20 protein-coding genes and 1 tRNA gene are annotated in these 25709 nt (G+C 71.2%); 16 read left to right on the forward strand and 5 right to left on the reverse strand.

The window, feature by feature from the left end:
* Positions 1–218 precede the first annotated feature (218 nt).
* The 9 genes from GGE06_RS00275 to GGE06_RS00315 all read left to right on the forward strand — a co-directional run bounded on the left by GGE06_RS00275 (position 219) and on the right by GGE06_RS00315 (position 11640).
* Positions 219–1106, forward strand: coding sequence for an FAD binding domain-containing protein (locus GGE06_RS00275; RefSeq protein ID WP_116160731.1), 888 nt, complete (start codon positions 219–221; stop codon positions 1104–1106).
* Complete coding sequence (locus GGE06_RS00280; protein WP_184929777.1) at positions 1103–2416, forward strand: (2Fe-2S)-binding protein; 1314 nt, start codon at positions 1103–1105, stop codon at positions 2414–2416. The genes GGE06_RS00275 and GGE06_RS00280 overlap by 4 nt, the downstream gene beginning before the upstream one ends.
* The gene (locus GGE06_RS00285) at positions 2413–4716 is read left to right on the forward strand and encodes a xanthine dehydrogenase family protein molybdopterin-binding subunit (protein ID WP_116160733.1); all 2304 of its coding nucleotides are present in this window, start codon (positions 2413–2415) and stop codon (positions 4714–4716) included. Before GGE06_RS00280 ends, GGE06_RS00285 begins: the two co-directional genes overlap by 4 nt.
* Before the next feature lie 120 nt (positions 4717–4836).
* The gene (locus GGE06_RS00290; RefSeq protein WP_246532279.1) at positions 4837–5325 is read left to right on the forward strand and encodes a DUF2563 family protein; all 489 of its coding nucleotides are present in this window, start codon (positions 4837–4839) and stop codon (positions 5323–5325) included.
* Between the two features lie 101 nt (positions 5326–5426).
* Positions 5427–6902 (forward strand): WXG100 family type VII secretion target, encoded by a 1476-nt coding sequence (locus tag GGE06_RS00295; RefSeq protein ID WP_246532355.1) that lies wholly within the window; start codon positions 5427–5429, stop codon positions 6900–6902.
* Between the two features lie 17 nt (positions 6903–6919).
* A complete protein-coding gene (gene mycP / locus GGE06_RS00300) occupies positions 6920–8140 on the forward strand; it encodes a type VII secretion-associated serine protease mycosin (RefSeq protein WP_184929779.1) in 1221 nt (406 codons plus the stop codon).
* A 49-nt stretch (positions 8141–8189) separates the two neighbouring features.
* Positions 8190–8609 carry a hypothetical protein gene (locus GGE06_RS00305; protein ID WP_116160736.1) on the forward strand — a complete coding sequence of 140 codons (420 nt, stop codon included), beginning with the start codon at positions 8190–8192 and terminating at the stop codon, positions 8607–8609.
* Positions 8610–8665: 56 nt separating this feature from the next.
* Entirely contained in the window at positions 8666–10984 is a 2319-nt protein-coding gene (locus tag GGE06_RS00310) for a DUF6571 family protein (RefSeq protein WP_116160737.1), read from the forward strand.
* Positions 10985–10989: 5 nt separating this feature from the next.
* Positions 10990–11640, forward strand: a complete 651-nt coding sequence (locus tag GGE06_RS00315; protein ID WP_221517615.1) for a hypothetical protein — start codon at positions 10990–10992, stop codon at positions 11638–11640.
* A 6-nt stretch (positions 11641–11646) separates the two neighbouring features.
* Here the strand turns inward: GGE06_RS00315 and GGE06_RS00320 are convergent, their stop codons facing one another.
* The 3 genes from GGE06_RS00320 to GGE06_RS00330 all read right to left on the reverse strand — a co-directional run bounded on the left by GGE06_RS00320 (position 11647) and on the right by GGE06_RS00330 (position 16918).
* Entirely contained in the window at positions 11647–13743 is a 2097-nt protein-coding gene (locus tag GGE06_RS00320; RefSeq protein WP_116160739.1) for a serine/threonine-protein kinase, read from the reverse strand.
* 73 nt (positions 13744–13816) lie between these two features.
* Positions 13817–16012 carry a serine/threonine-protein kinase gene (locus tag GGE06_RS00325; protein WP_116160740.1) on the reverse strand — a complete coding sequence of 732 codons (2196 nt, stop codon included), beginning with the start codon at positions 16010–16012 and terminating at the stop codon, positions 13817–13819.
* Between the two features lie 9 nt (positions 16013–16021).
* Positions 16022–16918, reverse strand: a complete 897-nt coding sequence (locus GGE06_RS00330; protein WP_184929780.1) for a protein kinase family protein — start codon at positions 16916–16918, stop codon at positions 16022–16024.
* A gap of 347 nt (positions 16919–17265) precedes the next feature.
* Here GGE06_RS00330 and GGE06_RS00335 point away from each other — a divergent pair, with 347 nt between their 5' ends.
* From GGE06_RS00335 to GGE06_RS00345, 3 genes are read left to right on the forward strand one after another with little or no spacing between them, the layout of a single operon-like run.
* Positions 17266–17703 (forward strand): hypothetical protein, encoded by a 438-nt coding sequence (locus tag GGE06_RS00335; RefSeq protein ID WP_116160742.1) that lies wholly within the window; start codon positions 17266–17268, stop codon positions 17701–17703.
* 14 nt (positions 17704–17717) lie between these two features.
* Complete coding sequence (locus tag GGE06_RS00340; protein WP_184929781.1) at positions 17718–20051, forward strand: DUF6571 family protein; 2334 nt, start codon at positions 17718–17720, stop codon at positions 20049–20051.
* A gap of 31 nt (positions 20052–20082) precedes the next feature.
* Positions 20083–20766, forward strand: coding sequence for a hypothetical protein (locus GGE06_RS00345; protein WP_184929782.1), 684 nt, complete (start codon positions 20083–20085; stop codon positions 20764–20766).
* 21 nt (positions 20767–20787) lie between these two features.
* On the opposite strand, the gene GGE06_RS00350 is transcribed toward GGE06_RS00345, so the two are convergent.
* Positions 20788–21174: a phage holin family protein gene (locus GGE06_RS00350; RefSeq protein ID WP_116160745.1), complete on the reverse strand. Its 387-nt coding sequence runs from the start codon at positions 21172–21174 to the stop codon at positions 20788–20790.
* A gap of 70 nt (positions 21175–21244) precedes the next feature.
* Positions 21245–21316: transfer RNA gene (locus tag GGE06_RS00355), tRNA-Cys, on the reverse strand.
* A gap of 179 nt (positions 21317–21495) precedes the next feature.
* Between GGE06_RS00355 and GGE06_RS00360 the strand changes: the two genes are divergently transcribed.
* The 4 genes from GGE06_RS00360 (at position 21496) to GGE06_RS00375 (ending at position 25560) form a co-directional block, all read left to right on the forward strand.
* The gene (locus GGE06_RS00360; protein ID WP_184929783.1) at positions 21496–22968 is read left to right on the forward strand and encodes an MFS transporter; all 1473 of its coding nucleotides are present in this window, start codon (positions 21496–21498) and stop codon (positions 22966–22968) included.
* A gap of 47 nt (positions 22969–23015) precedes the next feature.
* Positions 23016–23213 carry an Arc family DNA-binding protein gene (locus tag GGE06_RS00365; RefSeq protein ID WP_116165513.1) on the forward strand — a complete coding sequence of 66 codons (198 nt, stop codon included), beginning with the start codon at positions 23016–23018 and terminating at the stop codon, positions 23211–23213.
* Positions 23214–23597 carry a type II toxin-antitoxin system death-on-curing family toxin gene (locus GGE06_RS00370; protein ID WP_184929784.1) on the forward strand — a complete coding sequence of 128 codons (384 nt, stop codon included), beginning with the start codon at positions 23214–23216 and terminating at the stop codon, positions 23595–23597.
* A 166-nt stretch (positions 23598–23763) separates the two neighbouring features.
* Positions 23764–25560 carry a DEAD/DEAH box helicase gene (locus tag GGE06_RS00375; RefSeq protein WP_116160748.1) on the forward strand — a complete coding sequence of 599 codons (1797 nt, stop codon included), beginning with the start codon at positions 23764–23766 and terminating at the stop codon, positions 25558–25560.
* Positions 25561–25709: the final 149 nt, after the last annotated feature.

The following is a 25709-nucleotide window of genomic DNA, read 5'->3' on the forward strand; positions in this document are numbered from 1 at the left end:
GGCGAATCGGAACCCACCGCCACAGCCCGGGCGTCCGGGACGGAACAGTCCTTCGCGGACCCTCGCGCTTGACTCCTCGGAAGATGTGCCAGAGTTGCCACGTCCGGCCTGTGAGCACGTACGGTACGCCCACACGCAGGCGCGTCGTACCGCCGCTCGCAGGCGCGACGGCCGGGCACAGTCGGGGACCACCGGGGACACCGGGAAGGGGCAGCGGGTTGACCACGCACGCACCACAGACGGCTTCACGGGCGGCGCAGTCCGTGACGCTGCCCGCCTCGCTCGACGAGGCCGTGGCGGCGCTCACGGCCATGCCGGCCGCCGTTCCCGTGGCCGGTGGCACCGACCTCATGGCAGCCGTCAACAAAGGCCAGCTCCGCCCCGCCGGACTCGTCGGCCTGAGCCGCATCAACGAGATCCGCGGCTGGCAGTACCAGGACGGCCACGCCCTCCTCGGCGCGGGCCTCACCCACGCCCGGATGGGCCGCCCCGACTTCGCGGCCCTCATCCCGGCCCTCGCCGCCGCCTCCCGCGCGGCCGGGCCGCCCCAGATCCGCAACGCCGGCACCCTCGGCGGCAACATCGTCACCGCCGCCCCCACGGGCGACTCGCTGCCCGTCCTCGCCGCCCTGGAGGCCGACCTCGTCGTCCTCGGCCCGCTCGGCAGCCGCGAGATCCCCGTCTCCCACCTCCTCGCGGGCCGCGACCTGCTCGCCCCCGGCGAGCTCGTCGGCTTCGTCCGCGTCCCGCTGCTCCACGCCCCCCAGGTGTTCCTCAAGGCCACCGGCCGCACCGGCCCGGCCCGCGCCACCGCCTCCGTCGCCGTCGTCCTCGACCCGGCCCGGCGCGGCGTGCGCTGCGCCGTCGGCGCCGTCGCGCCCATGCCGCTGCGCCCCCTGGAGGCCGAGCGCTGGATCGCCTCGCTGGTGGACTGGGACAACGACCGGGAGCTCGCCCCGGAGGCGCTCGCGGCGTTCGGCGAGTACGTCGCCGCCGCCTGCATCCCGGACCCGCCGGGCGACGAACAGTTGCCGCCGGCCGTACTGCACCTGCGGCGCACCGTCGCCGCTCTCGCCCGACGGGCACTGGGGAGGGCACTGGCATGAGCGACGCGCACAAGGGTCAGACGGGCGGCTGGGAGCCGATCCCGCAGAGCGAGGGGTACGACGGCGACGCGACCGCCTTCGTGCAGCTGCCGCCCGACTTCATGCTGGACGGCGTGCCCCTGGAGGCGCCGGGCCACGGCTACGTACCGCCGATGATCACCCCGCTCCAGCCGCTCGCCCCGCCCGCGGCGGCGGACCCGGCGGCGACGGGCACCTGGTCGGTGCACGTCCCGACGGAGGCGCAGCAGACGCAGTACTTCGAGGGATTCGAAGGCGGCGAGTACCGGGAGCAGAACGCCTCGTTCCAGGGGGTGGAGCACTTCCAGCCGCCGGCGTACGTGGAGAACGCGGTCGTCGAGGTGGCCGAGCACATCGAGCCGGACCCGCACGCGACGGCCGAGTGGCGTTTCGAGGAGGCGGGGGCCACGGGGCAGTGGCAGATCCCCGCGGAGCCGGAGGCCCCGGTGGCCTCCGCCCCGTACGCCGAGGCCCCGGCGACGCTGCCGGGCGGCGCACCGGCGCCCTGGGCGCTCCCGGAGGAGCCGGTGGCGGTTCCGGAGGCCGTATCGGACGTCGTGGGGAACGTTGCACCGGAACCGGAGCAGGAACCGGAGCCGGAAGCAGAGCCGGAAGCGGCGCCCGCTCCGGAGCCCGCGGCCGAGGTCGTACCGGAACAGGCTCCGTCCGAGGAGGCCTCCGCGGCCCCGCTCCCGACCGGCGCGCTCGACGTGTCCACGGACAGCGACGAGCACCCGCACACCTCGTACACCCTGCGGGTCAACGGCACCGACCGGCCCGTCACCGGCTCCTGGATCGGGGAGTCGCTGCTCTACGTGCTGCGCGAGCGCCTCGGCCTCGCGGGGGCCAAGGACGGCTGCTCGCAGGGCGAGTGCGGCGCGTGCAACGTCCAGGTCGACGGCCGGCTCGTGGCCTCCTGCCTGGTGCCCGCGGCGACCGCCGCCGGGAGCGAGGTGCGGACGGTCGAGGGCCTCGCGGTCGACGGCGAGCCCTCGGACGTGCAGCGGGCGATGGCCAGGTGCGGCACGGTCCAGTGCGGCTTCTGCATCCCCGGCATGTGCATGACCGTGCATGACCTCCTGGAGGGCAACCACGCCCCCACGGAGCTGGAGACCCGCCAGGCCCTCGCCGGCAACCTCTGCCGCTGCTCCGGCTACCGCGGTGTGCTCGAAGCCGTCCGGGACGTCGTCGCCGAGCGCGAGGCCGTCGCCGCGGCCACCGCGCCCGAAGCGGCCGACGAGGTCCGTGTCCCGCACCAGATTCCCCACCCGCACGACGGAGGCATGGCGTGAGCAGCGACGCGACCACCGCGGCTCTGGACACCCCCGACCAGGAGGGGGCCACGCGCGGAATCGGCGCCTCGCTCCCGCAGACCGATGCGCGGGCGAAGGCCGAGGGCACCTTCCCGTACGCCTCCGACCTGTGGGCCGAGGGGCTGCTCTGGGCCGCGATCCTGCGCTCGCCGCACCCGCACGCCCGGATCGTGTCGATCGACACCACGGCGGCGACGGCGATGCCGGGCGTACGGGCCGTGGTGACGGCCGCCGACGTGCCGGGCGCGGCGACGTACGGCCGCAGGGTCGCCGACCGGCCCGTCTTCGCCGCCGAGCTGGTCCGGCACCACGGCGAGGCCCTCGCGGCCGTCGCCGCCGACCACCCGGACACGGCGCGCCTGGCGGCGGCGGCGATCGCGGTCGAGTACGAGCTGCTCGACCCGGTGACGGACCCGGAGAAGGCCTTCGAGGCCGAGGCGCTGCACCCCGACGGAAACCTGATCCGGCACATCCCGCTCCGCTTCGGGGACCCGGAGGTGACGGGCGAGGTGGTGGTCGAGGGCCTGTACCGGATCGGCCGGCAGGACCCGGCGCCGATCGGCGCCGAGGCGGGCCTCGCCGTTCCCCGCCCCGACGGAGGCGTCGAGCTGTACACGGCCTCCACCGACCCGCACACCGACCGCGACCTGGCCGCCGCCTGCTTCGGGCTGCCGCCGGAGCAGGTCAAACTGGTCGTCACGGGAGTCCCCGGCGCCACCGGCGACCGCGAGGACCCGGGCTTCCAGATCCCGCTGGGCCTGCTCGCCCTCCGTACCGGCTGCCCGGTCAAGCTGACGGCCACGCGCGAGGAGTCCTTCCTCGGCCACGCCCACCGCCACCCCACCCTGCTGCGCTACCGCCACCACGCGGACGCGGAGGGCCGCCTGGTGAAGGTGGAGGCGCAGATCCTGCTGGACGCGGGCGCGTACGCGGACTCGTCGTCGGAGTCGCTCGCGGCGGCGGTGGCCTTCGCCTGCGGCCCGTACGTGGTGCCGCACGCCTTCGTGGAGGGCTGGGCGGTCCGTACGAACAACCCCCCGTCCGGCCATGTGCGGGGCGAGGGCGCGATGCAGGTGTGCGCGGCGTACGAGGCGCAGATGGACAAGCTGGCGGCGAAGCTGGGCGTGGACCCGGCGGAGCTGCGCATGCGGAACGTCATGGCGACGGGCGACATCCTGCCGACGGGCCAGACGGTGACGTGCCCGGCCCCGGTGGCGGAACTCCTGGCAGCGGTACGGGACTTCCCCCTGCCGCAGCTCCCGAAGGACACCCCGGAGGGCGACTGGCTGCTCCCCGGAGGCCCGGAGGGCGCGGGTGAACCCGGCGCGGTGCGACGGGGCGTGGGGTACGCGCTGGGCATGGTGCACATGCTGGGCGCGGAGGGCACCGACGAGGTCTCGACGGCGACCGTCCGGGTCATGGACGGGGTGGCGACGGTCATCTGCTCGGCCGTGGACACGGGTTCCGGCTTCGCGACCCTCGCCCGCCAGATCGTCCAGGAGACGCTCGGCATCGACGAGGTCCACGTGGCCCCGGTCGACACGGACCAGCCCCCGGCGGGCCCGGCGGCGCACGGCCGCCACACCTGGGTGTCGGGCGGGGCGGTGGAGCGCGCGGCGAAGATGGTCCGCACGCAACTGCTCCAGCCGCTGGCCCACAAGTTCGGCATGTCGACGGAGCTGCTCCAGATCACCGACGGCAAGATCACCTCGTACGACGGGGTCCTGTCGACGACGGTCACGGAGGCGATGGACGGCAAGGAGCTCTGGGCCACCGCCCAGTGCCGCCCCCACCCCACCGAGCCCCTCGACGAATCCGGCCAGGGCGACGCGTTCGTCGGCCTCGCGTTCTGCGCGATCCGCGCGGTGGTGGACGTGGACATCGAACTCGGCGCGGTACGCGTGGTGGAGATGGCCGTCGCCCAGGACGTCGGCCGCATCCTCAACCCCGCCCAGCTCGCCGCCCGCATCGAGGCCGGCGTCACCCAGGGCGTCGGCGCCGCCCTCACGGAGAACCTCCGCACGGCCCGCGGTCTGGTCCGTCACCCCGACTTCACGGGCTACGCACTCCCGACATCCCTGGATGCCCCGGACATTCGCATCGTGAAACTCGTCGAAGAACGCGACGTGGTGGCCCCCTTCGGCGCCAAGGCCGCGAGCGCGATCCCCGTCGTCACCTCACCCGCCGCAGTGGCCTCAGCGGTACGCGCGGCCACGGGCCGCCCGGTCAACCGCCTCCCGATCCGCCCGCAGGCAGCGGTGGCCGTGCCCAATTCGTAACCATGTGATGTCCGTTGCTTGTGCAACCGAGAGGTGCGGACTGTCGTCGTTCCTGACTACAGTGGACTTCTTGACTTGTGCCGTGCGCGGCATGGTGGTTCACGGGGGAGGAACGCGGACATGCGAGCTGAGTTGGACGGGGCCAGCTACGGGATGCACGGCATGAGCGCGGAGGCCGTGCGCTACAACTCCGAGTCGATGACGCAGTTCAAGGCGCGGATCGACGGTCTGATCGACAAGCTCAAGGGCTCCGAGGCCGGCAAGGGCAAGGTGCCGGTGGACCCGGTGGAGCGCGGCCAGTTCGGCGGCGGCGGTGGCGAGTGGTCCGAGGCCGGCGGAGTCTACGACGCGTACAACAGCGTCATCCGGCAGCTGGTGGACCTCTCCGGCCTTCTGCAGGACTGCCTGGAGGGCCTCGGCATCGCGGTCGTCGCCTCCAAGGACGGCTTCGAGCAGATGGACGACGAGACCAAGCGGAAAATGATCAACATCCACCAGCGGACCGAGGACGCCAAGCTGAAGGCGGACAAGGAAGCGGGCCGCACTGCTCCGCCGAGCCAGGACAGCAAGACCGTCCAGGACCCGGCGAACGGCGGCTCCCTCGAGTAGGGCGGCGCGGACAGGTCACAGGGGACACGGGGAAGAGGCGACGGATGAGGACTGAAGAGCACGGTGGAGGCGGCGGCGGAACGAACTTCCGCTCGCCCGGGATGACCCACCAGAAGATGCTGGATTGGCTGGACGAGGCCGCGGAGTACCCCGTCCGGAACGCGGGCGACCGGCTGCAGGCGGCGGCCACCGAGTTGGAGAGCATCGCCACCGAGCTGAAGAACCGTACGGGTTATGTGGACTGGAAGGGCGAGGCGGAGAAGGCCTTCCAGGAGTGGGCCGCGGATGTGGTGAGCTCGACGAGGTCGCTCAGCAAGTACAGCTCCGACGCCGCTAGTTGGATGCACGAAGCCTCCTCGGCGATCGCCTCCGCGAAGAGCGCCATGCCTCGCTACACCAGCCACGAGGCGGCCAAGGCGAGCCTGGAAGCCGCGATCAAGTACCACAACGACCCCGACTCGGCGACCATCGCGCGCGACGCCAAGAAGTCGGTGGCCGCCAGCGAGGACCTCAAGGCAATCCAGGCGCAGGAGGAGGCGAACAAGCAGGCCGCGGCGGCCGAGATGGAGAAGCTCTCCAGCTCGTACAGCTGGTCGACCTCCAACATGAGGAACCTCGTACCGCCGACGTTCCCGCCGCCGCCGGGGGACTTCGTGCCGGCAAGGAGCGATATCCGTGGGGAGGACAGGACCCAGTACGTCGGCTCGTCCCAGGGCGAGAGGTACTCCGCGAACACGGAGACGAGCACGGGGACGCACACCACGCGCTCGCAGCCGGACACCTCGACCACGTCCGACACGCAGACCGTGCGGCCGTCCCAGGACACGACCGGGCCGACGCATGTCATCCGCCCCGAGGTCCGGCCCGACACGCCCGTGGACCTCGGCATCGACAGCACCGACACCCTGCCCCACACCCCGACCGTTCCGACGACGCAGACCCCGGGCGGTCCGCCGCCGATCACGAAGCCGGACGGCGGTACGCCCCCGTTCGTGACCACCGGCGTGCCTCCGCTGACCGTCAAGGGCGGTCCGGGCCCCTTCGGCCCCACCTCGCCCCTCACCGGCGGCACCGGCACCCCCCGTAACCCGCTGACCGGCGGCCTGCGCACCACGACGCCCAACATGCCCCGCGAGGGCATCAGCGGCGGCCGTGCGGTTCCCAACACCACGGGCCGCCCGCAGACCGGCATCCCGCGCAGCACCGTCATCGGCAACGAGCCCGCCGGCCAGAACCGGACCGGCATGGGCCGGGCCATGGGCGGCGGACACGGCATGGGCGGCGGACACGGCATGGGCGGCGGACACGGCATGGGCGGCGCGGCCGGCCAGAACGGCATCAGCGGCGGCCGCCGCCTCGCCGGCGAGTCCGGCGGAGTCGTCGGCGGCAGGGCGCAGCGCACTGGTGGCGTCGGCGCCGGGAAGCCCTTCACGGCCGGTGGCTCGGGCCTCGTACGCGGAAACGCCGCGAAGCCGGACGAGCGCGAGGAGCAGAACGGAGAGCGTCCCGACTACCTCGTCGAGGACGAGGAGACCTGGCAGCAGGGCCGCCGCGTGGCGCCGCCCGTCATCGACTGATCAGCGCGAGGAAGCAGATGCGTACCAGCAGTATTCGTCGGAGCCGTGTCCGAGTCACCGCCTCGGCCGCCTTGGGGATGCTGCTGGTGGGCATCGCATCCGTCCCCGCCCATGCGGAGAGCATCAAGCAGTGGCACCTGGAAGCCTTCGGCGCCGAGAAGATCTGGCAGCTGAGCACAGGCAAGGGTGTCACCGTCGCGGTCATCGACAGCGGTGTGGACAAGACGGTTCCGGACCTGCAGGGTCAGGTGCTCAAGGGTAAGAATCTCGAACCGGACGAAGCCGGTGGCGAGTTCACCGACTACGAGGGACACGGCACGGGCATTGCCGCCCTCATCGCGGGCACGGGCAAATCCAACGGAGGCGATGGCGCGTTCGGGCTTGCTCCAGGAGCCAAGATTCTTCCCGTGCGCGTGCCGGGGGCGGTAGCGGGCAAGAAGAGCCAGGCAGCACTCAATCGTGCGTTCAACAAGTTTGTGCCGGAAGCCATTCGCTTCGCCACTGACTCCGGTGCCAAGGTCATCAACATCTCGCTGGGATCCCCGGAGGGGTCACAGCAGCTCACTGATGCTGTGAATTACGCCCTGGGCAAGGGAGCCCTGGTGTTTGCGGCGGTGGGCAACTCTGGCGACAAGAACAACCAGACGGAGTACCCGGCGGCGACCCCGGGCGTTGTCGGTGTCGGTGCCGTCGACCAGAAGTTGACGCACATTCCGATGTCCCAGACCGGCCCGCAGGTCGACCTCGCAGCCCCCGGCAAAGACACGGTCGCCGCCTGCACCACCGGTGTCTGCACGACCAGCGGCACCAGCGACGCCACCGCCCTCGCCTCCGCCGCCGCCGCGCTCGTCTGGTCGAAGCACCCCGACTGGACCAACAACCAGGTCCTGAAGGTCATGCTCGACACCGCCGCCAAGCCCTCCGGGGGCGAGAAGCACAGCGCCTACATCGGGTACGGCGTCATCCGGCCGCTCCGCACGCTCAAGACGCCCGGTGACCCCGGTCCGGCCGACGTCCGTCCCATCGACGACCTCGAGGAGACCATCACGGCGGCGCCGTCCGCTTCCGTGTCGGCCACCCCGGGCCCGGCCGACTCCTCCGCCGCCCCCGCCCCGGCCCCCGTCGCCTCCTCCGACGACGGCGGCAACACCGGCCTCTGGATCGGCCTCGGGATCGGTGCCGCCGTGCTGCTCGGGGCCGCGATCGCCGTGCCCGTACTCCGCTCGCGGCGGGGCTGAGCCCGACCCCCTGCCGTCGGCCGTCCGTAACTCACTCATGGGGAAGTAGATGTCGTTCGACGAGGAGTGGAGCCAAGTCCGCAGCGAGACCGCGGCGATGAGGCTCAACAGCGTGCCCGCCGAAGGCGGCGGTGGTGGTGGCGGTGCCAGCGACTACAAGGTGACGTCCGCCGACCTCAAGGCCATCGGCAACGAGGCCCAGGAGCTCTTCCACTGGTTCGAGCGGGACGCCTTCCACGCGGGCGCCCAGACCGGCACCGCCGCCAAGAGCCTCGACGGCGACGGGTTCCTGACCGGATCGGCGATGTGGACGATGTGGGACACCTGGCGCGACCAGGCCGAGGCGCTCCTCAGCGCCTGCGCGCACATCCACAACCACCTCGAGGACACGGTCATCAGCCACACCAACCACGAAGAAGTCCTCGTCACGAACTTCTCCATGTCCGAGATCGGCAAGCACTTCACATAAGCCGGAGCCGGTGACGGCCACGACGATCGCGCACGGCTTACGAGGGAATCAATCAGATGCTGAAGTTCGACCAGGTCCTCCACGCCCGGCTCGGCAGCCTCAAGGAGGCTGTCACCGTCTGGTCGGAGACGGTTTCCAAGCTGGAGAAGAGCAAGGAGAAGGCGGAGACCGGCCTCCAGGGCAAGGCCGACAAGGCCGACTGGAAGGGCGAGAACGCCGGTGTGACGCAGGCGTTCGTCCGTAAGACCGCCAAGGAGTTCGGTGACGCCCTCACCGAGGCGAGCAGCATCCGCAACATCCTGCGGGACGCGGAGAGCGAGTTCAGCGCCGCCAAGACCGAGCTGGAGAAGCTCGTGGCGGAGGCCCCCGGCAAGGGCATCCGCATCGACCAGGACGGTGTCGTCAGCTATCTGATCCACCCCGACCGCCGCGCCAAGGACTACGACGGCCCCAAGCCCGAGCAGGCCGACTTCGAGGCGATGCGTTCGGCGATCAAGGCCGCGATCGACAAGGCCAACAACGCCGACGACGTCGCCTCCCGCGCCCTGCGCGGACTCGTCGGCAGCGACAAGATGAACTTCTCCGGCACGAACTACGACTCCCTCAAGGCCGCCTCGAAGGCGCAGGACGCCGAGGACGCGCACGCCGCCTACGAGCTGTACAAGAAGGGCGACGACGCCACCCCCGAGGAGATCGACAAGCTCAACGCCCTCTTCAAGGCCAACCAGAAGGACCCGTACTTCGCCGAGAAGTTCGCCCTGGAGGTCGGGCCGAAGGGCAGCATGGAGTACTGGGCCGACATGGGCGACCCCAGCGACGGCTCCCGGCTCGGCGTCGACCACCGCGACAAGCTCAAGGAACTCCAGACGAACTGGAGTCTGACGCTCGCCACCGCGACCCATTCCACGAGCCCCGAGATGGAGCAGTGGAAGGCCGACGTCATCAAGGCCGGCAGCGAGCCGATCCAGACGCGCGGCACCAGCCCGTACGGCTTCCAGGTCATGAGCAACCTCATGCGCGTCGGCGACTACGACGACAAGTTCCTCAAGGACTACGGCAACGGCCTCGTCATCACCGAGCGGAAGATGACGGGCGACGGCCGGCTGCCCGCCGACCGGGCCTGGCACCAGCTGACCGGCGGGCCGAGCCACCTGAACTGGATGGGCGGCGACCTGGGCAACGACCCCATGGTCGGCTTCATGGAAGGGCTCGGGCACAACCCCAAGGCGTCGACGGACTTCTTCAACGGCGACATCGACCTCACGCCCGAGAACACCAAGGACGACAAGAAGCTCGACCCGTTCGACTACTTCACCAAGGACCGCGAGTGGCCCGAGGAGATCAACGACAAGGGTGACCGCACCAAGGAGCCCGGCTACAACGCGCTCGGCCACGCCCTGGAGTCCGCGACCACCGGCCACCCGTACGACGCCGACCCCGAGGGCCTCAAGGACGTACGGACCAAGGAGAACGCCGAGGTCATGCAGAAGGTCGTCGAGCGGTACGGCGACGACCCGAAGTACATGCACGAGCAGCCGGGCATCGACGACAGCCTCGGCAAGATGGGCGCCGCGTACATCGACGAGCTGAACCGCTCCCTGGAGACGGACAGCGACACGACGATGGAGGAGAAGAGGAACTCCCCCTTCGGTTTCAACGACGGCAAGGGCGGGTCGCGGTTCGGCTCCGAGTTCGACACCGGGCTGCTCTGGAACCGCGGCGACGCCGTCAACTTCATGGGCATCGTGTCGCAGAGCGAGACCGGCCACTCCACCCTCTCGGCGGCCGAGTCGCTGTACACGACGAGCGTCCTCGACGAGGTCGGCCCCAAGCCCGGCTCCACCTTCGACGACCGGGACCTCACCGACGCGCGGACCACGCTGCGGATCGGCTCGGAGGCGCAGGGGATCCTCGACGAGTCCCGTATGGCGCAGATCGACAAGGACTACGAGCACGACTCCGACGAGCACAAGAAGGCCGTCGGCCGGACGACCGAATGGGTCAAGTTCGGCGTCGGCGCGGCGGCGGCGGGCGGCATCGCGGTCCTGACCGGCGGCGCCGGTGGCGTACTGGTACCGCTGGCCGCCGAGACGGTGGGCGGTGCGGTGACGACCGTCATCGGCATGGAAGCCGACGACATGGCGGAGAAGTACGAGAAGGACGAGCTGCTGAAGAAGAAGTCGGACGACCTGTCGGACGAGGCGCTGGCCATGGGCAAGGAGAACTCCCTCCGCCCCGGCATCGCCTACGCCAACGCGCCCGGCTGGAGCGAGAAGGACCGCAACTACCTCGACGAGGAGCTGGTCAAGTACGTCCGGGACTCGCGCATGCACGCCCGCGACAACTCGCTGCCCGACCCGTACGAGAAGAAGTGACGCACATGCGGTCTGCACTGACCGGGATCGGAACGGCCCTCGCCGTGGCCGCCCTCCTCACGGGCTGCTCCGGCGGCGGGGAATCCACGAAGGAACCGGAGGGCCTGACGGCGGCCGAGGCCTGCGGCGGCTTCGCCGAGGACGCGCCGGTCTCGGCGGCGCTCAAGGGCGTCCTGGGCGGCGACCGTTTCGAGGACAACCTGTCGAAGCCGGAGAAGGCGGTCGAGAGGGTGCGTGAGGACGCCGTCGCGCCGTGGGCCGACTCGTACCGGCCGCAGCCGGTGACGTACTGCGGCCTCCAGTCCGCCGAGGAGGTGTCGAGGAACCTCAAGATCGAGGTGGTCGCGGCGGGGAAGGGGCCGTACGGCCCGGGCCCGAAGCTCGCCGAGAGGGTGACCTCGTACACCTCGGGACTGGCGGCCTTCACCTCCTCCGGCCTCGGCCACGTCTACTTCACCTGCCGCCTCAAGGCGCCCGCCCACGAGGTCGTCGTCGAGACGACCATCTGGGGACCGGCGGGCGTCCCGGACACGGACCTGGAGCAGCGCACCCGCCTGATCACCCTCGCCAACGCGGCGGCCCGGCATGTCGCGGCCGAGCTCGGGTGCACGGGCACGGGGCTGGTGACGGGTCTGCCGGCGAAGGCACGGCCCTGAGGCGGCCTACACCCCGAACACCGGCATCGCCCCGATCCGGCCGCCCCGGGCGACGAAGACGCGGTTGCCGGCGCTTGCCAGCTGGTAGGTGCCCTGGCGCTTCATCTTGATGAAGAAGAGGTGATCATGGGTGGCCTTGTGGACGACCTGGACGTAGCTGTTGTCCGGGGAATGGAGCCAGACGGTCGCACCCTCCACAGCCGGCGGGTTGACGGTGCCGGGGCCCACGCCGTCCAAGACCTCGTACCAGTCCGAGACGGGGAAGCGGACGTCACGCATGGTGGTGTACCGGTAGGCGTGGTAGCTGTTGATCGCGAAGACGAGGTCGCCGTTGGCGGCGGGCGTGCCCCAGGCGCCCGTTCTGTGGGCGTTCTCCTCCCACAGGAAGTCGCCGCGGTCGAGGCGGCGGGCCGTCAGCTTCCCGCCGCCGAAGTAGGCGATGTTGTTGTCGCCGAGTGCCGGGGCCTGGCCGTCGGTGCCCTGGCCCTTGATCTCCCAGTCGGTCTCGCCCGTCTCCGTGTACAGGGCGGCGCAGTGGCCGTCCCTGCCGTGGATCACCAGCCGCTTCCTGCCCACGGCCGCCTTCGCGGGGCCGTTCTGGGAGCGCGGGGACGTCATCGGGCGCGCCCACGTCGTGGCCAGGGTCCAGGCGTCGACGGCGCGCAGTTCGTTGTCCTTCGTCACCAGGTACACGTGCGTGTCGTCCGCGGCGAGGACGTCGTCGACGCCGGACTGCGTCTGCCAGACGGGGGCGCCGGTCGAGGCGACGAAGGCGTTCAGGACGCCGTTCTTGTCGACACCGACGACGAGCCGGTCGGCGACGGACGCGAAACCGGCGTCCGCGTCGATGTCCCTGGCCCGCCACCGCTCCTTCCCGTTCGTGACGGACAGGGCGAGCAGACCGCCCGTCTTCGCCTGCACGATCACCACATCCCGTACGGGCAAGGGAAGTTCGCCCTCGGCCGCCGCCACGTCGAGCGGCCCCCACAGGGCCTTCGGGCCTTTGCCCGGCGGCACGTCGATGGCCGAGACGAACGCGGCCTCAGGGGTCGCCACGGCGGGTGGCACGTCGGCCGTCGGCGACTTCGGCTCGCCGCGGTTCAGCCACCAGGCGCCCGCCCCTCCGCCCGCGCCCAGGACGGCCACGCCCACGGCGGCGCCGGTGAGGAAGCGGCGTCGGGACGGCCCGGAGGAGGGTACGGCGGTGTCCTCGGGTGCCGCCAGGCGCTTCGTGGCCGCCTCGCGCCGCTTGATGTCCTCGGCCAGCGGGCCCTTGCGCCACGCGCGGTCCGCGCCCTTCGGCGGGGCGAAGGCCTCCGTGACCTGCGGGGGAGCCGGGCGGTACGCCGGGTCCTTCGCCAGGCACGGCCCGATCAGCTCCTGGAGATCCGGCGGCACCGCACTCAGGTCCGGGGTGCCGTGCACGACCTCGTACTGGACCGCCGCCACGTGCGCGCCGTCGAAGGCGCGCCGTCCGCTCGCCGCGTACGCGAGGACCGCGCCGAGCGAGAAGACGTCCGAGGCCGGGCCGACGCGCTGCCCGAGGACCTGCTCGGGAGCCCCGTAGCCCGGGGTGACCGGGACCTGGCCCGTCGTCGTGAGCGTGAGGCCGTGCTCGGGGCGGGCGATGCCGAAGTCGATGATCCGCGGGCCGGTCGAGGTGAGCACGATGTTCGCGGGCTTGAGGTCGCGGTGGACCAGACCCGCCGCGTGGATGTCGTGCAGGGTGCGGGCCAGTTGGGCGGCGAGGGCGCGGACCGTCGGTACGTCCATCGGGCCGTACGTCCGGACGGCCTCGTCGAGCGTCGGGCCGGCCAGGTACTCGGCGGCGATCCACGGCCGTCCGCCCTCGGTCTGCGCGCCGAGGATCCGGGCCACGCCCTTGCTGGTGACGGCCCGCGCCATGTCGGCCTCGCGGACGAAACGCTGTGCGAGGAGCTGGTCGTGGGCGAGTTCGGGGCGCAGGACCTTGACGGCGGCGGGTGCTCCGGCGCCGTCCCGGCCGACGTACACCTTGCCCATGCCGCCCTCGCCGAGGACGCCGAGGAGCCGGTACGGGCCGAGCCGGAGCGGGTCGCCGGCGGCGAGGGGCTGAGTGGTCACGAGGCTGCTTTCCGGTTCGGGAGGGTCTGAGGGCCAGGGCAATGGCAATGGCAATGGCAATGGCGAGAGGTGATCAGGCGAAGGGGATGGCCACGACGGACGTCTTCCCCGCGCCGATGATGCGGCTCCGCTCCTTGTCGATGACGAAACGCCGGGCGTCTGTCGGGAACACCCAGGCCGAGCGGTTGGTGATCAGATCGATTGCGTTCAGCCCGCCCCGTACGGGCGCGTACACGTACTTCTCGCCGACCACGGGGGCGGCGAAGAAGTCGGGCGTCAGAGAGCGGCCGGAGGGCGACTCCGTCCAGCGCCTGACGCCGAAGTCGGCTGTGACGGCCAGAAGGCCCGGGGCGTCCCTGTTCTCGTGGGCGTAGACGATTCCGTCCGAGACGGCCGGTACGCCGTAGGAGGTGGTGCCGGAGCCGGAGCCGTACTCCCAGGCGACTCCGCCGTCGGTGAGACGCAGCGCCCGGAGGCGGTCCCCGCCGAAGTACGCGTGCCGCTCGTCGATCGCGAGCTGGCCGGGGATGAAGTTCGCGGAGTCCTTCAGCGGCAGGCGGCGCTGCCACAGTTGGCGTCCGGTCTGCACCTCGCGCGCCTGGACGAGGAAGGAATCCAGGTCACCGCTGTTCTTGCCCAGGATCAGCCGGCTGCCGGCCACCTGGGAGAGCCAGGGGCGGACGCCGTCCCATTCGTACGGCTCCCGCCATGCTTCCTTGCCGGTACGCAGGTTGACCGCGATCAGGTGCCAGCCCGTCTCGTTCGCGTCCGGGTCGCTCTCCTTCTTGCCCCGGCGCGAGGCTGCGAAGAGCATGCCGCCGGAGGCGGTGAGGAGTTCGGTACCCGAGTTCGACCCGTCGAAGCCCTTGATGACGATCTGCGGGCCCGTCTCCTTGCCGGTGCGGGGGTCGAGCGTGCGGATCTGCAGTGCGCCCGGCCCCTCGTAGGTGCCGTCGGAGGCGTAGAAGGACGTGCCGTCGGTGGTGATCTGCCGGGGATCCATGACCATGCCGTCGGACCAGAGTTCGCGGCCGTCCTTCTGGTTCAGTGCCCGGAAGGAGACGGTCTCCGCGAAGCCGACGACATCGCCGGCGAGCAATTGCGTGGTCGCCTCCTCGCGGTCGAGGGACGTGCCCGTCCACAGGGCCACCGGCGACCCGTCGGCGGCCGTCGAGGCGGGGATCGCGGTGGGACCCGTGGGGGCCGGGGTGCCGCCGTCGGACTCCGGGGTGTTCCGCGACCCCAGCCACGCCCACACCCCGCCCCCCGCTCCCGCGAGTCCGATCAGGGCTCCGCCGCCCGCCGAGAGCAGGCGGCGGCGGGAGAGCGGGGTGCTGGGGACCGTCGCCGTCGTCGCGGATTCCGCCGGTGCCGGCAGGCGGTGGGGTGTGTGGAGCCAGACGTCCGTCGCCCGCCGGGCGATGTCGGAGAGGAGCAGCGGCGGCAGGTGGTCCGCGAAGTCGCCGTGGCCGTCGTGGAGGTGGTCCGTCAGGGTGCCCGTGGTGGGGCGGGACGTCGGGTCCTTGGCGAGGCAGGCCGTCAGGAGGGGGAGGAGTGACTCCGGTACGCCGGTGAGGTCGGGGTCGGCGTAGCGCACGCGGTAGAGGAGGTCGGCGGGGGAGCCCGTACCGAAGGGGCCGTGGCCGGTGGCGGCGAAGACGAGGACGCCGGCCAGGGCGAACACGTCGCCCGCCGGTGTGTGTTCCTCGCCGCTCGCCTGCTCCGGCGACATGAACGCGGGCGTGCCGGCCGCCGCCCCCGTGCGGGTGAGGTGGTCGTCGCCGGCCGCGCGGGCGATGCCGAAGTCGATGATCTTCGGGCCGTACGCGGTGACGAGGACGTTCGAGGGCTTCAGGTCACGGTGGACCACGTCCGAGGAGTGCAGCTGCGCGAGGGCCCCGGCGAGCGCCGCACCGAGGGCGCGGACGGTCGGTTCGGGCAGGGGCCCGCCGAGCGCGACGGCCTCGTCGAGCGGCGGGCCGAGGACGTACTCGGTGGCCAGCCACGGCGTTTCGGCCAGCGGGTCGGCGTCGACGACGGCCGCGCCGTGCCGCGCGCCGATGATCCGCGCCGCGTCCGTCTCCAGCCGGAAGCGGCTGCGGAAGGCCGGATCGGTCGCGAGACGGGCGTGCACCGTCTTCAGGGCGACCGTACGGCCGCCGGGGGTGCGCGCCAGGTAGACCGTTCCCATGCCGCCGGAGCCGAGGCGGGCGAGGAGTCGGTACGTGGCGACGGTGGCCGGGTCGTCGTGGGTCAGGGGCGACAGCATGAGGTCAGGTCAAGTCCGGGAGGAGGTGTCGGTGGGGAGTTCGGCCGCCAGGAGTTCGGAGGACTGGCGGGCCAGCGCCGCCACCACCCGGCCCGGCAGCCAGCCGGGGGCGAGCAGCGCGCCGGCCGAGTTCAGGACCGTCCGGTGCGGGGTGGGCGGCGCGAGGGCCGCCATCACGTCGGCGGCGGTCGGGCGGTCCGCCGGGTCGCGGGCCAGACAGGAGGAGACGACCGGCCGCAGGGCGGGCGGGAGTTCGTCACGTTCGGGCACGGTGTGGCCGGTCGCGGCGTACGCGAGGACCGAGCCGAGTGCGTAGACGTCACCCGGCGGGCGCGGTCGGCCCCCGGACGCCTGCTCGGGCGCCAGCGCGCCCGGGTCGAGGCCCGGCAGGCCGGTGCGCGGTTCGCCGTCGGCCGCGGCGGCCCGTACCGCGCCGAAGCACGTCAGCCGGGGGCCGTCGGCGGTGAGCAGGACCGCGGCGGGGGACACCCCGGCGTGCGTGAGGCCCTGCGCGTGCGCGGCGGCCAGCGCCTCGGCGAGGGCGGCGCCGACGGCCCGTACGGTCGCCTCCGGAAGCGGCCCGCCGTGGACGGCGAGGGCCACGGGGAGGGGGAGCAGCGGGAGGTAGGGGGTGGCGTACCAGGGGGTTTCGCCGGGGGAGGACAGGTCCGTGACCGGGGCGATCCAGGGGCCGAGGAGGCGGCGGCCCGCGTCGGCCTCCGCCACGAAACGGGCCGGGTCGGCGCCGGACAGCGGGGCGTTCAGGAGGACCGTGCGCTCCCCGTCGCTCGTACGGGCGATGAACCGGCGGAACGGGACGGCCGGACCGGGCGGGTCGAGGCGGGTGATCAGCCGGTACGGGCCGATCCGGCGCGCGGATTCCTCCCGCGTGCGCGACTGCTCCACGTGTACGTCCCCCCGTCGTTCCGGCACCCCGTGACGACGGGGGCGGGGACGAGCCTATCGAGGCGGGAGGGGAGGGCCGTGGCGGGGAGAGCGAAGGGGTGGTCCGCGATGGGCGCTTGCGGCCGAGAACGGCCGGGCTGTCCTTCGTACAGCATGGGTTGCGAAGGCGAAGTGTTGGTGCGGGCGCTGTGACGATGTCGAACATGCGCCATTTATCGGCGACAACTGCTCGAACGGGCGCCCGAAGGCTAGGATCGCGGTGCTTCCCCGGCGGTACAACTTGCTGAGGCGAAGCCGTAATGGCCGATGGTCGCCGTCACGTGGTCGCGGAAGCAGCGGGGGAGCGCATGTCGTTCGAGCAGGAGTGGGCGTCCGTACGGTCCACGGCGACGGCCAACGTGGACATGAGGCTCAACCAGGTCGCCCCCGAGCCGGGCGGTTCCAACGGTTCCGGCGGAGGTAGCCCCGACCTGAGCGTCGACCAGGACAAGCTCGGTGCCATCGGCAGCGCCGCGTACGCCCTGCACGGCCGGCTGGTCAAGGACGGCAACCACGCCCGTACGAGCACCACGGAGGCGGGGGCGGGACTGTCCAGCCACGGCTTCCTCACCGGCTCCGCGCTGACCACCGTCCAGGAGACGTGGAGCTCGCAGCTGAACACGCTCCTCGACGCCTGCGCGAACATCTCCGATCACCTCGACTACAGCGCGGCCTCGCACGCCAAGGAAGAGGCGGACATCGCGGCGGCCCTGTCCACGTCCAAGATCGACCAGTACCTCAAGTAGGCGGGGGACCTGCCGTGCTGACCTTCGACAACGTGTACCAGGCGCCGCTCGACCGGATGAAGACCGCGGCCGACGACTGGGCCGCCATGAAGGGCAAGCTCGACACGCTCGCCCGGGACGCGCAGTCGACGATGGCCGCGAAGGCCAGGGACGACTACTGGCGCGGGGTGAACGCCGAGGTCACCAAGCCCTTCGTGGACAAGACCGCGAAGGAGTTCGGCGACGCCGCGCTGGCGGCCGAAGGCATCCACAAGGTCCTGGAGGACGGCTACCAGGCCTTCAAGAAGGCGAAGGACGACCTCAAGAGGATCGTCGAGACCGAGGCCCCCGCGAAGGGCTTCAAGGTGACCTCCGCCGGCAAGGTCGAGGCCGTCGAGCCGCTGTCCTCGACCAAGGACCAGGGGCTGCGGCACGACCCCGACTTCCAGGAACTCGTCCGCAAGGAACACTCCGACATCGCCGTGATGCAGCAGCGGATCGACGCGATCGTCGAGACCTGCGACGACGCCGACGTGTCCTGCGCCAACGCGCTCAAGGCCGACATCACCGCCGACCGGCACAACTTCAGCGCCCCGAAGTACACCAGCCTCGACGCCGAGGAGGCACAGCGCGCCGTCGACCTCGCCAAGAAGGGCCGGGAGATCTCGCACGAGGAGCTGACGCGCCTCAACGAGCTGCTGAAGGACAACAGCGGCTCCAAGGACTTCTCCCGGGCCTTCTACAACGGCATGGGGCCGAGGGGCGCCCTGGAGTTCTTCGGGCAGCTGTCCACGGACACGTACGACTACGCGAAGGTCGACAAGCAGCGCCTCGCCGACGTCCAGGAGCTCCAGAAGAACCTCGGGCTCAACCTCGCGACGGCGACGCAGGGTGGCGACGCGTGGACCGAGAAGTGGTCCGCGGACATGCGCAAGCTCGGCACGGAGCGCATCCCGCTCGCCAAGTACGACAACAACCCGGCGTACGGCTACCAGTTGCTCGGCGGCATCATGCGCTACGGCGACTACGACAAGAAGTTCCTGGTCCCGATCGCCGAGCACGTCGCCCAGCTCCACGCGAAGGACCCGTACCTCTTCGCCAACAGCAAGCCGATGATGGCGGGCGGGCTGCAGAACCAGTACAACCCGTCGGGCGTCAACGGCTCCGGCTTCGACCCGATGATCTCGATGCTGGAGGCGCTCGGGCACAGTCCGGAGGCGGCGAAGGACTTCTTCTCGAAGGAGCCGACTGCGTACAACCAGGACGGGAGCGTGGGCGGGACGGTCGACCTGGATCCGAAGCAGGAGGACGATCAGACCAGCTACCTCGACTTCTTCGCGAACAAGGACTACACGTTCTTCGCCGACATCGAGGGGCACAACCCGGACGACCTCACCACGACCATGGGGTACATGCCGGACGCCCTGGGGCACGCCTTGGAATCGGCGACGCTCGGCCACGCCTGGGACGACCCGACGCCGGAGCTGAAGAGGGACGAGACCACGGCCACGATCATGAGGGACGTCGTCGACAAGTACGGTGGCGACGCCGAGCTGCTCAAGAAGTGGCAGCCCACGATGGCGGACAGCCTCGGCAACATGGGCGCCGGCTACATCGATGACCTGAACTGGGCGCTGGACGGCAACAAGGCGGACAGCCCCTTCATGCCTGCCAAGGAGCAGATGAGTCATCCCGAGTTCGGTCGTGAAGGGGCCATCGGCTTCCTGAGCACCCTGGGCCAGCACCCGGACGCCTACGCGACGCTCTCCACGGCCGAGCGCCTTCACACCACAAGCGTCCTTGAGGCGCAGGTCGGCCCGGACGGCAACATCGACGAGGGGCGCGCCCGGGGCGCCGTCTTCACGGGCGCCACGCTTCAAGGCGTACTCGACGGGTCCCGCGGTGCCCAGGTCGAGGCCGAGGGCATGAAGAAGCACGAGGAGTACGAGAAAGCCGCCGCGACCAAGGCCGGCTGGGTGGGGTTCGGCGCCACAGTGGGCGTCGCGGCCGGCGTCGCCTTCCTGCCCGCCACCGCTGCGGTCGGCACGGCCGCGATCCTCGTACCGCTTGCGGTCGATACCGGCTCGGGCGCCATGGAGCAGCTGGCAGGGCAGGTCATCGGCGACTGGTCGGACAAGTCGGTCGAGGACCACAAGGACAAGACCGAGGGCGAGATCCACGAGAGCAACAAGGCTATGTACACGGCTGGCCGGTACAGCGCCGAGTCTCCGATGGAGCGGTTCCTCTTCGAGCACCGCGACCGGGTGAGCAGCGAATTCCGACAGGACATGATCGAGTCCGTGAGCACGGGCTACGGACAGGGCAACGACCAGGCGAAGCAGACCGGCAACGCCCCCGAAACCGGCTGAACGTTCGCCATCGACTCCACGAGGGATCCTGATGAGAAGAGCGTCCGCATCTGTATCGACCGCGCTTGCCTTGGGGCTGCTCCTCGCCGCATGCGGGAACGGCGAGGAGCAGCCTCAGGTCAGCGCCGTGCAACAGTGCGAAGACGCGCTCTCGCCGACGGCATCCCGTGCGCTCGAGTCCCTGCTCGGAACCGGTGAGTTCAACTCGGACGGGACCGCCGGGCTGGATGCGGCGGTGGGCAAGCTGATCGAGGACCAGGCGTTTGAGGGTCCGGGAAGGGCGCTGGGGTACACCAAGGCGTGCTCGGCCAAGAGCGCGGCCATCCCGAGGTCCAGGATCAGGATCACCTTTGATCTGTACGAGGACGCCAGTCTCTTCGACGACGGCACCCCATGGTCGAAGAGCGGACGGCACCTCTACGCCATGGGCCGGGAGGCAAGCACGGACAACAAGAAGGCCCACTTCTTCGTGGGGTGCTCCAGTCCGCGGCTGAAGGGGTCGGAGGGGCGGCCGGCGCCCATTCAGGGATGGCTTGAGTTCGACAAGCCGGTCGAAGGCGCCTATCCCCCCAACACCCCCGCCACCCGCGAGGCCTACCTCACCGTCCTCCACTCCGTCACCCTCGCCGTCGTGAAGAAGCTCGGCTGCCAGGACAACGCGGGGCTTCCCGAGGTGCCCGTCTTCACCGAGAAGAAGTGGCGGGGGGAGCAGTAGGCCCCCGGCAATCGGCCCCCGTCAGTCCTCCGCCGTCTCCGCCGTCGGGGTCAGCTGGGACAGGAGGAGGACCGTCCCGCGGGTGATCAGGGCCGCGAGGAGGATCGTCCCGAGGCCCTCGACCTGCATGTTGCCGAGCTTCGGGCCCAGCCAGGACAGCAGCCACCAGACCAGGGCGTCCTGGACGTAGCCGGCGAGGCCGAAGGCCAGGAGGGCGGGGAGGGGGACGCGGCCCGACGGGCCGACGAAGATCAGCTGGTTGATGATCGTCATGACGATGACCGCCATCAGGACGGCGAGGGCCTTGTCCAGGGTCTCCGTGCCGGCCAGGGCGATCCCGGGCAGGAGGCCGCAGGCGAGGCCCACGCCGACGAGGATGCCCACTCTGCGTCTGCCTTGATCGTTCATGGGCGGATCACAGCACACCGCGCGGTGTGCTGTGAAGGTCCCGTGGGCTCCCGCCGGGGAGCCCGCTCGGAGACCGTGGCGGGATTCGAACCCACGTAACTCGCTTTGCAGGCGAGCCCCTCAACCACTCGGGCACACGGTCGTGTTGTGCACGAGTACGACCGTAGGCGGGGGTCGGGAGGGGCTCAAGGGTTCCGGGGGGCGTGCCACACGACTGACACACCGCCGCAACATCGCGTTCGTGGTCGTACGTCCAAGGGCCGAGGCGGACCGGGACTCCTGACAGGGGCCATCTCCGGGTTCACCTCTTACTCTGGGGGGATGAGCGCCCTCGAACCACGCGACGCCGACGTCGCCCCCACCCCCGGACCCCCTGCCGCACACGGCATAGCCAAGGGGTCCGTCCTCGACCCGGACCACCGGGCGCTCAGCATCGGCATGGTCTCCGTCGTCCTGCTCATCGCCTTCGAGGCGACCGCCGTCGGCACCGCCATGCCCGTCGCCGCCCGCGAGCTGCACGGCATCGCGCTCTACGCCTTCGCCTTCTCCGCGTACTTCACCACCAGCCTCTTCGGCATGGTCCTGGCCGGCCAGTGGTCCGACCGGAGCGGGCCCCTCGCGCCCCTCACCGCCGGCATCAGCGCCTTCGCCGCCGGACTCCTCCTCTCCGGGACCGCCGGCGCCATGTGGATGTTCATCCTCGGCCGCGCCGTGCAGGGCCTCGGCGGCGGCCTCGTCATCGTCGCCCTGTACGTCGTCGTCGGCCGGGCCTACGCCGAACACCTCAGGCCCGCGATCATGGCCGCCTTCGCCGCCAGCTGGGTCGTGCCCTCCATCGTCGGACCCCTCGCCTCCGGGACGATCACCGAGCACCTCGGCTGGCGCTGGGTCTTCATCGGCATCCCCGCCCTCGTCGTCTTCCCGCTGGCCCTCGCCCTCCCCGCGATACGCCGCACCGCCTCCGGCCCCGCCGACCCCGAGACGCCCGTCGCCCCCTGGGACCGGCGCCGGATCGTGCTGGCCCTCGGCATCTCGGCCGGCGCGGCCCTCCTCCAGTACGCGGGCCAGGAACTCCGTCCCCTCGCCCTCCTGCCCGCCGCGGCCGGCCTCGCGCTGCTCGTGCCCGCCGTCCGCGGACTGCTGCCGCGCGGCACCTGGCGGGCCGCCCGCGGCCTGCCCGCCGTCATCCTGCTCCGCGGCATCGCCGCCGGGACCTTCATCGCCGCCGAGTCCTTCATCCCCCTGATGCTGGTCTCCGAGCGCGGCCTCAGCCCCACCCTGGCCGGATTCTCCCTGGCCCTCGGCGGCCTCACCTGGGCGCTCGGCTCCTGGATCCAGTCGCGGCCGTGGACGGAGCCGTACCGGGAGCGGCTCGTCGTCCTCAGCATGGCCCTCATCGCCCTCGCCATCGCCGGCGCGCCCAGCGTGCTCGTCGAGTCCGTGCCGGCGTGGATGGTCGCGGTGGTGTGGGCCTTCGGCTGCTTCGGCATGGGCGTGGTGATCTCCTCGACCAGCGTGATCCTGATGAAGCTCTCCGCCCCCGAGGAGGTCGGCGCCAACTCGGCCGCGCTCCAGATCTCCGACGGCCTCTCCAACGTCCTGCTGCTCGCGGCCGGCGGCGCGGCCTTCGCGGCGCTCGGCGGCGGCGCGGTGGGCCACGCGATGGACGCCGGCGCGTCCACCGGCTCCCACCCGGCGGCCTTCGCGGCCGTCTTCCTGCCGGTGGCCGTGGTGGCGGCGGTCGGGGTGTGGGTCGCGACGCGGCTGCACGGGACCGGGGCGCAGCGCGCCTGAATCCGGTACCACGATGACCCCACCCTTGGTACCGTCGTGGTATGGCCATGAACCTGCGTCTCCGCGACGACCAGCAAGAGGCACTCAAGCTCCGCGCCGAGGAGGAGGGCCGCAGCATGCACGCCATCGTGCTCCAGGCGATCGACCGCTACCTGGAACAGGAGGTCGACCGGGAGGGCGTCCGCAAGCTCGGCGCCAAGTACGCGCTTCGTCACGCGGACCTGCTGAAGCGGTTGGGGGAGTAGGTGAAGTACCTGACCGCCGAGGAGGTCCTGGAGCTGGCGGACCTCGCCTGTGCCGGGCAGCCGATCGCCGTGCGCGACCTCGGTCTGCTCAAGTCGGCGGTGCACCGGCCCCAGTCGCAGATGTACGGGATCGAGGCGTACACCGACCTCTTCGAGAAGGCCGCCTCGCTGCTCCAGTCACTGGCCGTGAACCACCCTCTGGTGGACGGCAACAAGCGCATGGCGTGGATGTGCACCGTCGTCTTCCTCGACCTCAACGGCCGGGACATGGTCGACGTCGACCAGGACGAGGCGTACAAGCTGGTCATCGAGGTGGCCTCCGGCGATCTGGAGGACGTCACCCTGATCGCGCGGCGGCTTCGCGGCCTCCACGAGGCGGCGTGAGCCGCATCGCGGGGGCGACGTGAGCTGAATCGCGGAGGCGACGTGAGGTGGATCGCAACCGCCCCGTCCCCACCCCGTTTCGTACGTGGTTCCAACCGGGCCGCCGGTAAGGTGGCCCGGTTGTCATATCTGGACTGTCATTCCGTGACGAGCGTCGAACCCGGAGATCGTGACTACTACCGCCACCTCCTCCCATCACCTTTCTCCCGCCTTCCCCGGACGGGCCCCGTGGGGTACCGCCGGCAAGCTGCGTGCCTGGCAGCAGGGCGCGATGGAGAAGTACATCCAGGAGCAGCCCCGTGACTTCCTCGCGGTCGCCACGCCCGGCGCCGGCAAGACCACCTTCGCGCTGACCCTCGCCTCGTGGCTGCTGCACCACCACGTCGTGCAGCAGGTCACCGTCGTCGCCCCCACCGAGCACCTCAAGAAGCAGTGGGCGGCCGCCGCGGCGCGGATAGGGATCAAGCTGGACCCCGACTACAGCGCAGGACCGCTGAGCAAGGAGTACGACGGGGTCGCGATCACGTACGCCGGTGTCGGCGTGCGGCCCATGCTCCACCGCAACCGTTCCGAACAGCGCAAGACCCTCGTCATCCTCGACGAGATCCACCACGCCGGAGACTCCAAGTCCTGGGGCGAGGCCTGCCTGGAGGCCTTCGAGCCCGCCACCCGGCGCCTCGCCCTCACCGGTACCCCGTTCCGGTCCGACACGAACCCGATCCCCTTCGTCACGTACGAGGAGGGGAACGACGGCATCCGCCGGTCGTCGGCCGACTACACCTACGGCTACGGCAACGCCCTCGGCGACGGCGTCGTCCGGCCGGTCATCTTCCTCTCCTACAGCGGCAACATGCGCTGGCGCACCAAGGCCGGCGACGAGATCGCCGCCCGCCTCGGCGAGCCGATGACCAAGGACGCCGTCTCGCAGGCCTGGCGCACCGCGCTCGACGCCAAGGGCGAGTGGATGCCGAACGTCCTGCGCGCCGCCGACCGGCGCCTCACCGAGGTCCGCAAGTCCATCCCGGACGCCGGCGGCCTCGTCATCGCCTCCGACCAGGACTCGGCCCGCTCGTACGCCAAGCTGATCCGCGAGATCACCGGCACCAAGGCCACCGTCGTCCTCTCCGACGACACCGGCGCCTCGAACCGCATCGACGAGTTCAGCGAGAACACCGACCGCTGGATGGTCGCCGTCCGCATGGTGTCCGAGGGCGTCGACGTCCCCCGCCTCGCCGTCGGCGTGTACGCGACCACCATCTCGACCCCGCTCTTCTTCGCCCAGGCCGTCGGCCGCTTCGTGCGATCCCGCAGGCGCGGCGAGACCGCGTCCGTGTTCCTTCCCACGATCCCCAGCCTCCTCGGATTCGCCAACGAGATGGAGGTCGAGCGCGACCACGTCCTCGACAAGCCGAAGAAGGCCGGCGAGGACGAGGACCCGTACGCCGAGTCCGAGAAGGAGATGGCCGAGGCCGAGCGCCAGCAGGACGAGGACACCGGCGAGCAGGACATGCTGCCCTTCGAGGCGCTGGAGTCCGACGCCGTCTTCGACCGCGTGCTGTACAACAGCGCCGAGTTCGGCATGCAGGCCCACCCCGGCAGCGAGGAGGAGCAGGACTACCTCGGGATTCCGGGGCTGCTCGAGCCGGATCAGGTGCAGCTGCTCCTGCAGAAGCGCCAGGCCCGGCAGATCGCGCACAGCCGCAAGAGGCCGGACACCGAGGCCGACCTGCTGGAGCTTCCGGCGGAACGCCGCCCTGTCGTTTCCCACAAGGAGCTGCTCGAACTGCGGAAACAGCTCAACACGATGGTCGGCGCGTACGTCCACCAGAGCGGCAAGCCGCACGGCGTGATCCACACCGAGCTGCGGCGGGTGTGCGGCGGGCCGCCGAGCGCGGAGGCGACCGCCGGACAGATCCGTGAGCGGATTAAGAAGGTGCAGGAGTGGGCGACGCGGATGCGCTGAGCCCGTGAAGCCCTTGAAGCACGAAACGAGGCCCGTACGCCGGTGTGCGTACGGGCCTCGGGCGTCCCGTGGCCACGGGAGCGGGCCCGGACGCCGGCCCCCACGGTCGGCCTCCGGACGCCTCCACGGTACGGGCACGACATAGCCGA

Origin of the sequence: Streptomyces nymphaeiformis, from assembly GCF_014203895.1 — a bacterium.
GTDB classification, from domain to species: domain Bacteria; phylum Actinomycetota; class Actinomycetes; order Streptomycetales; family Streptomycetaceae; genus Streptomyces; species Streptomyces nymphaeiformis.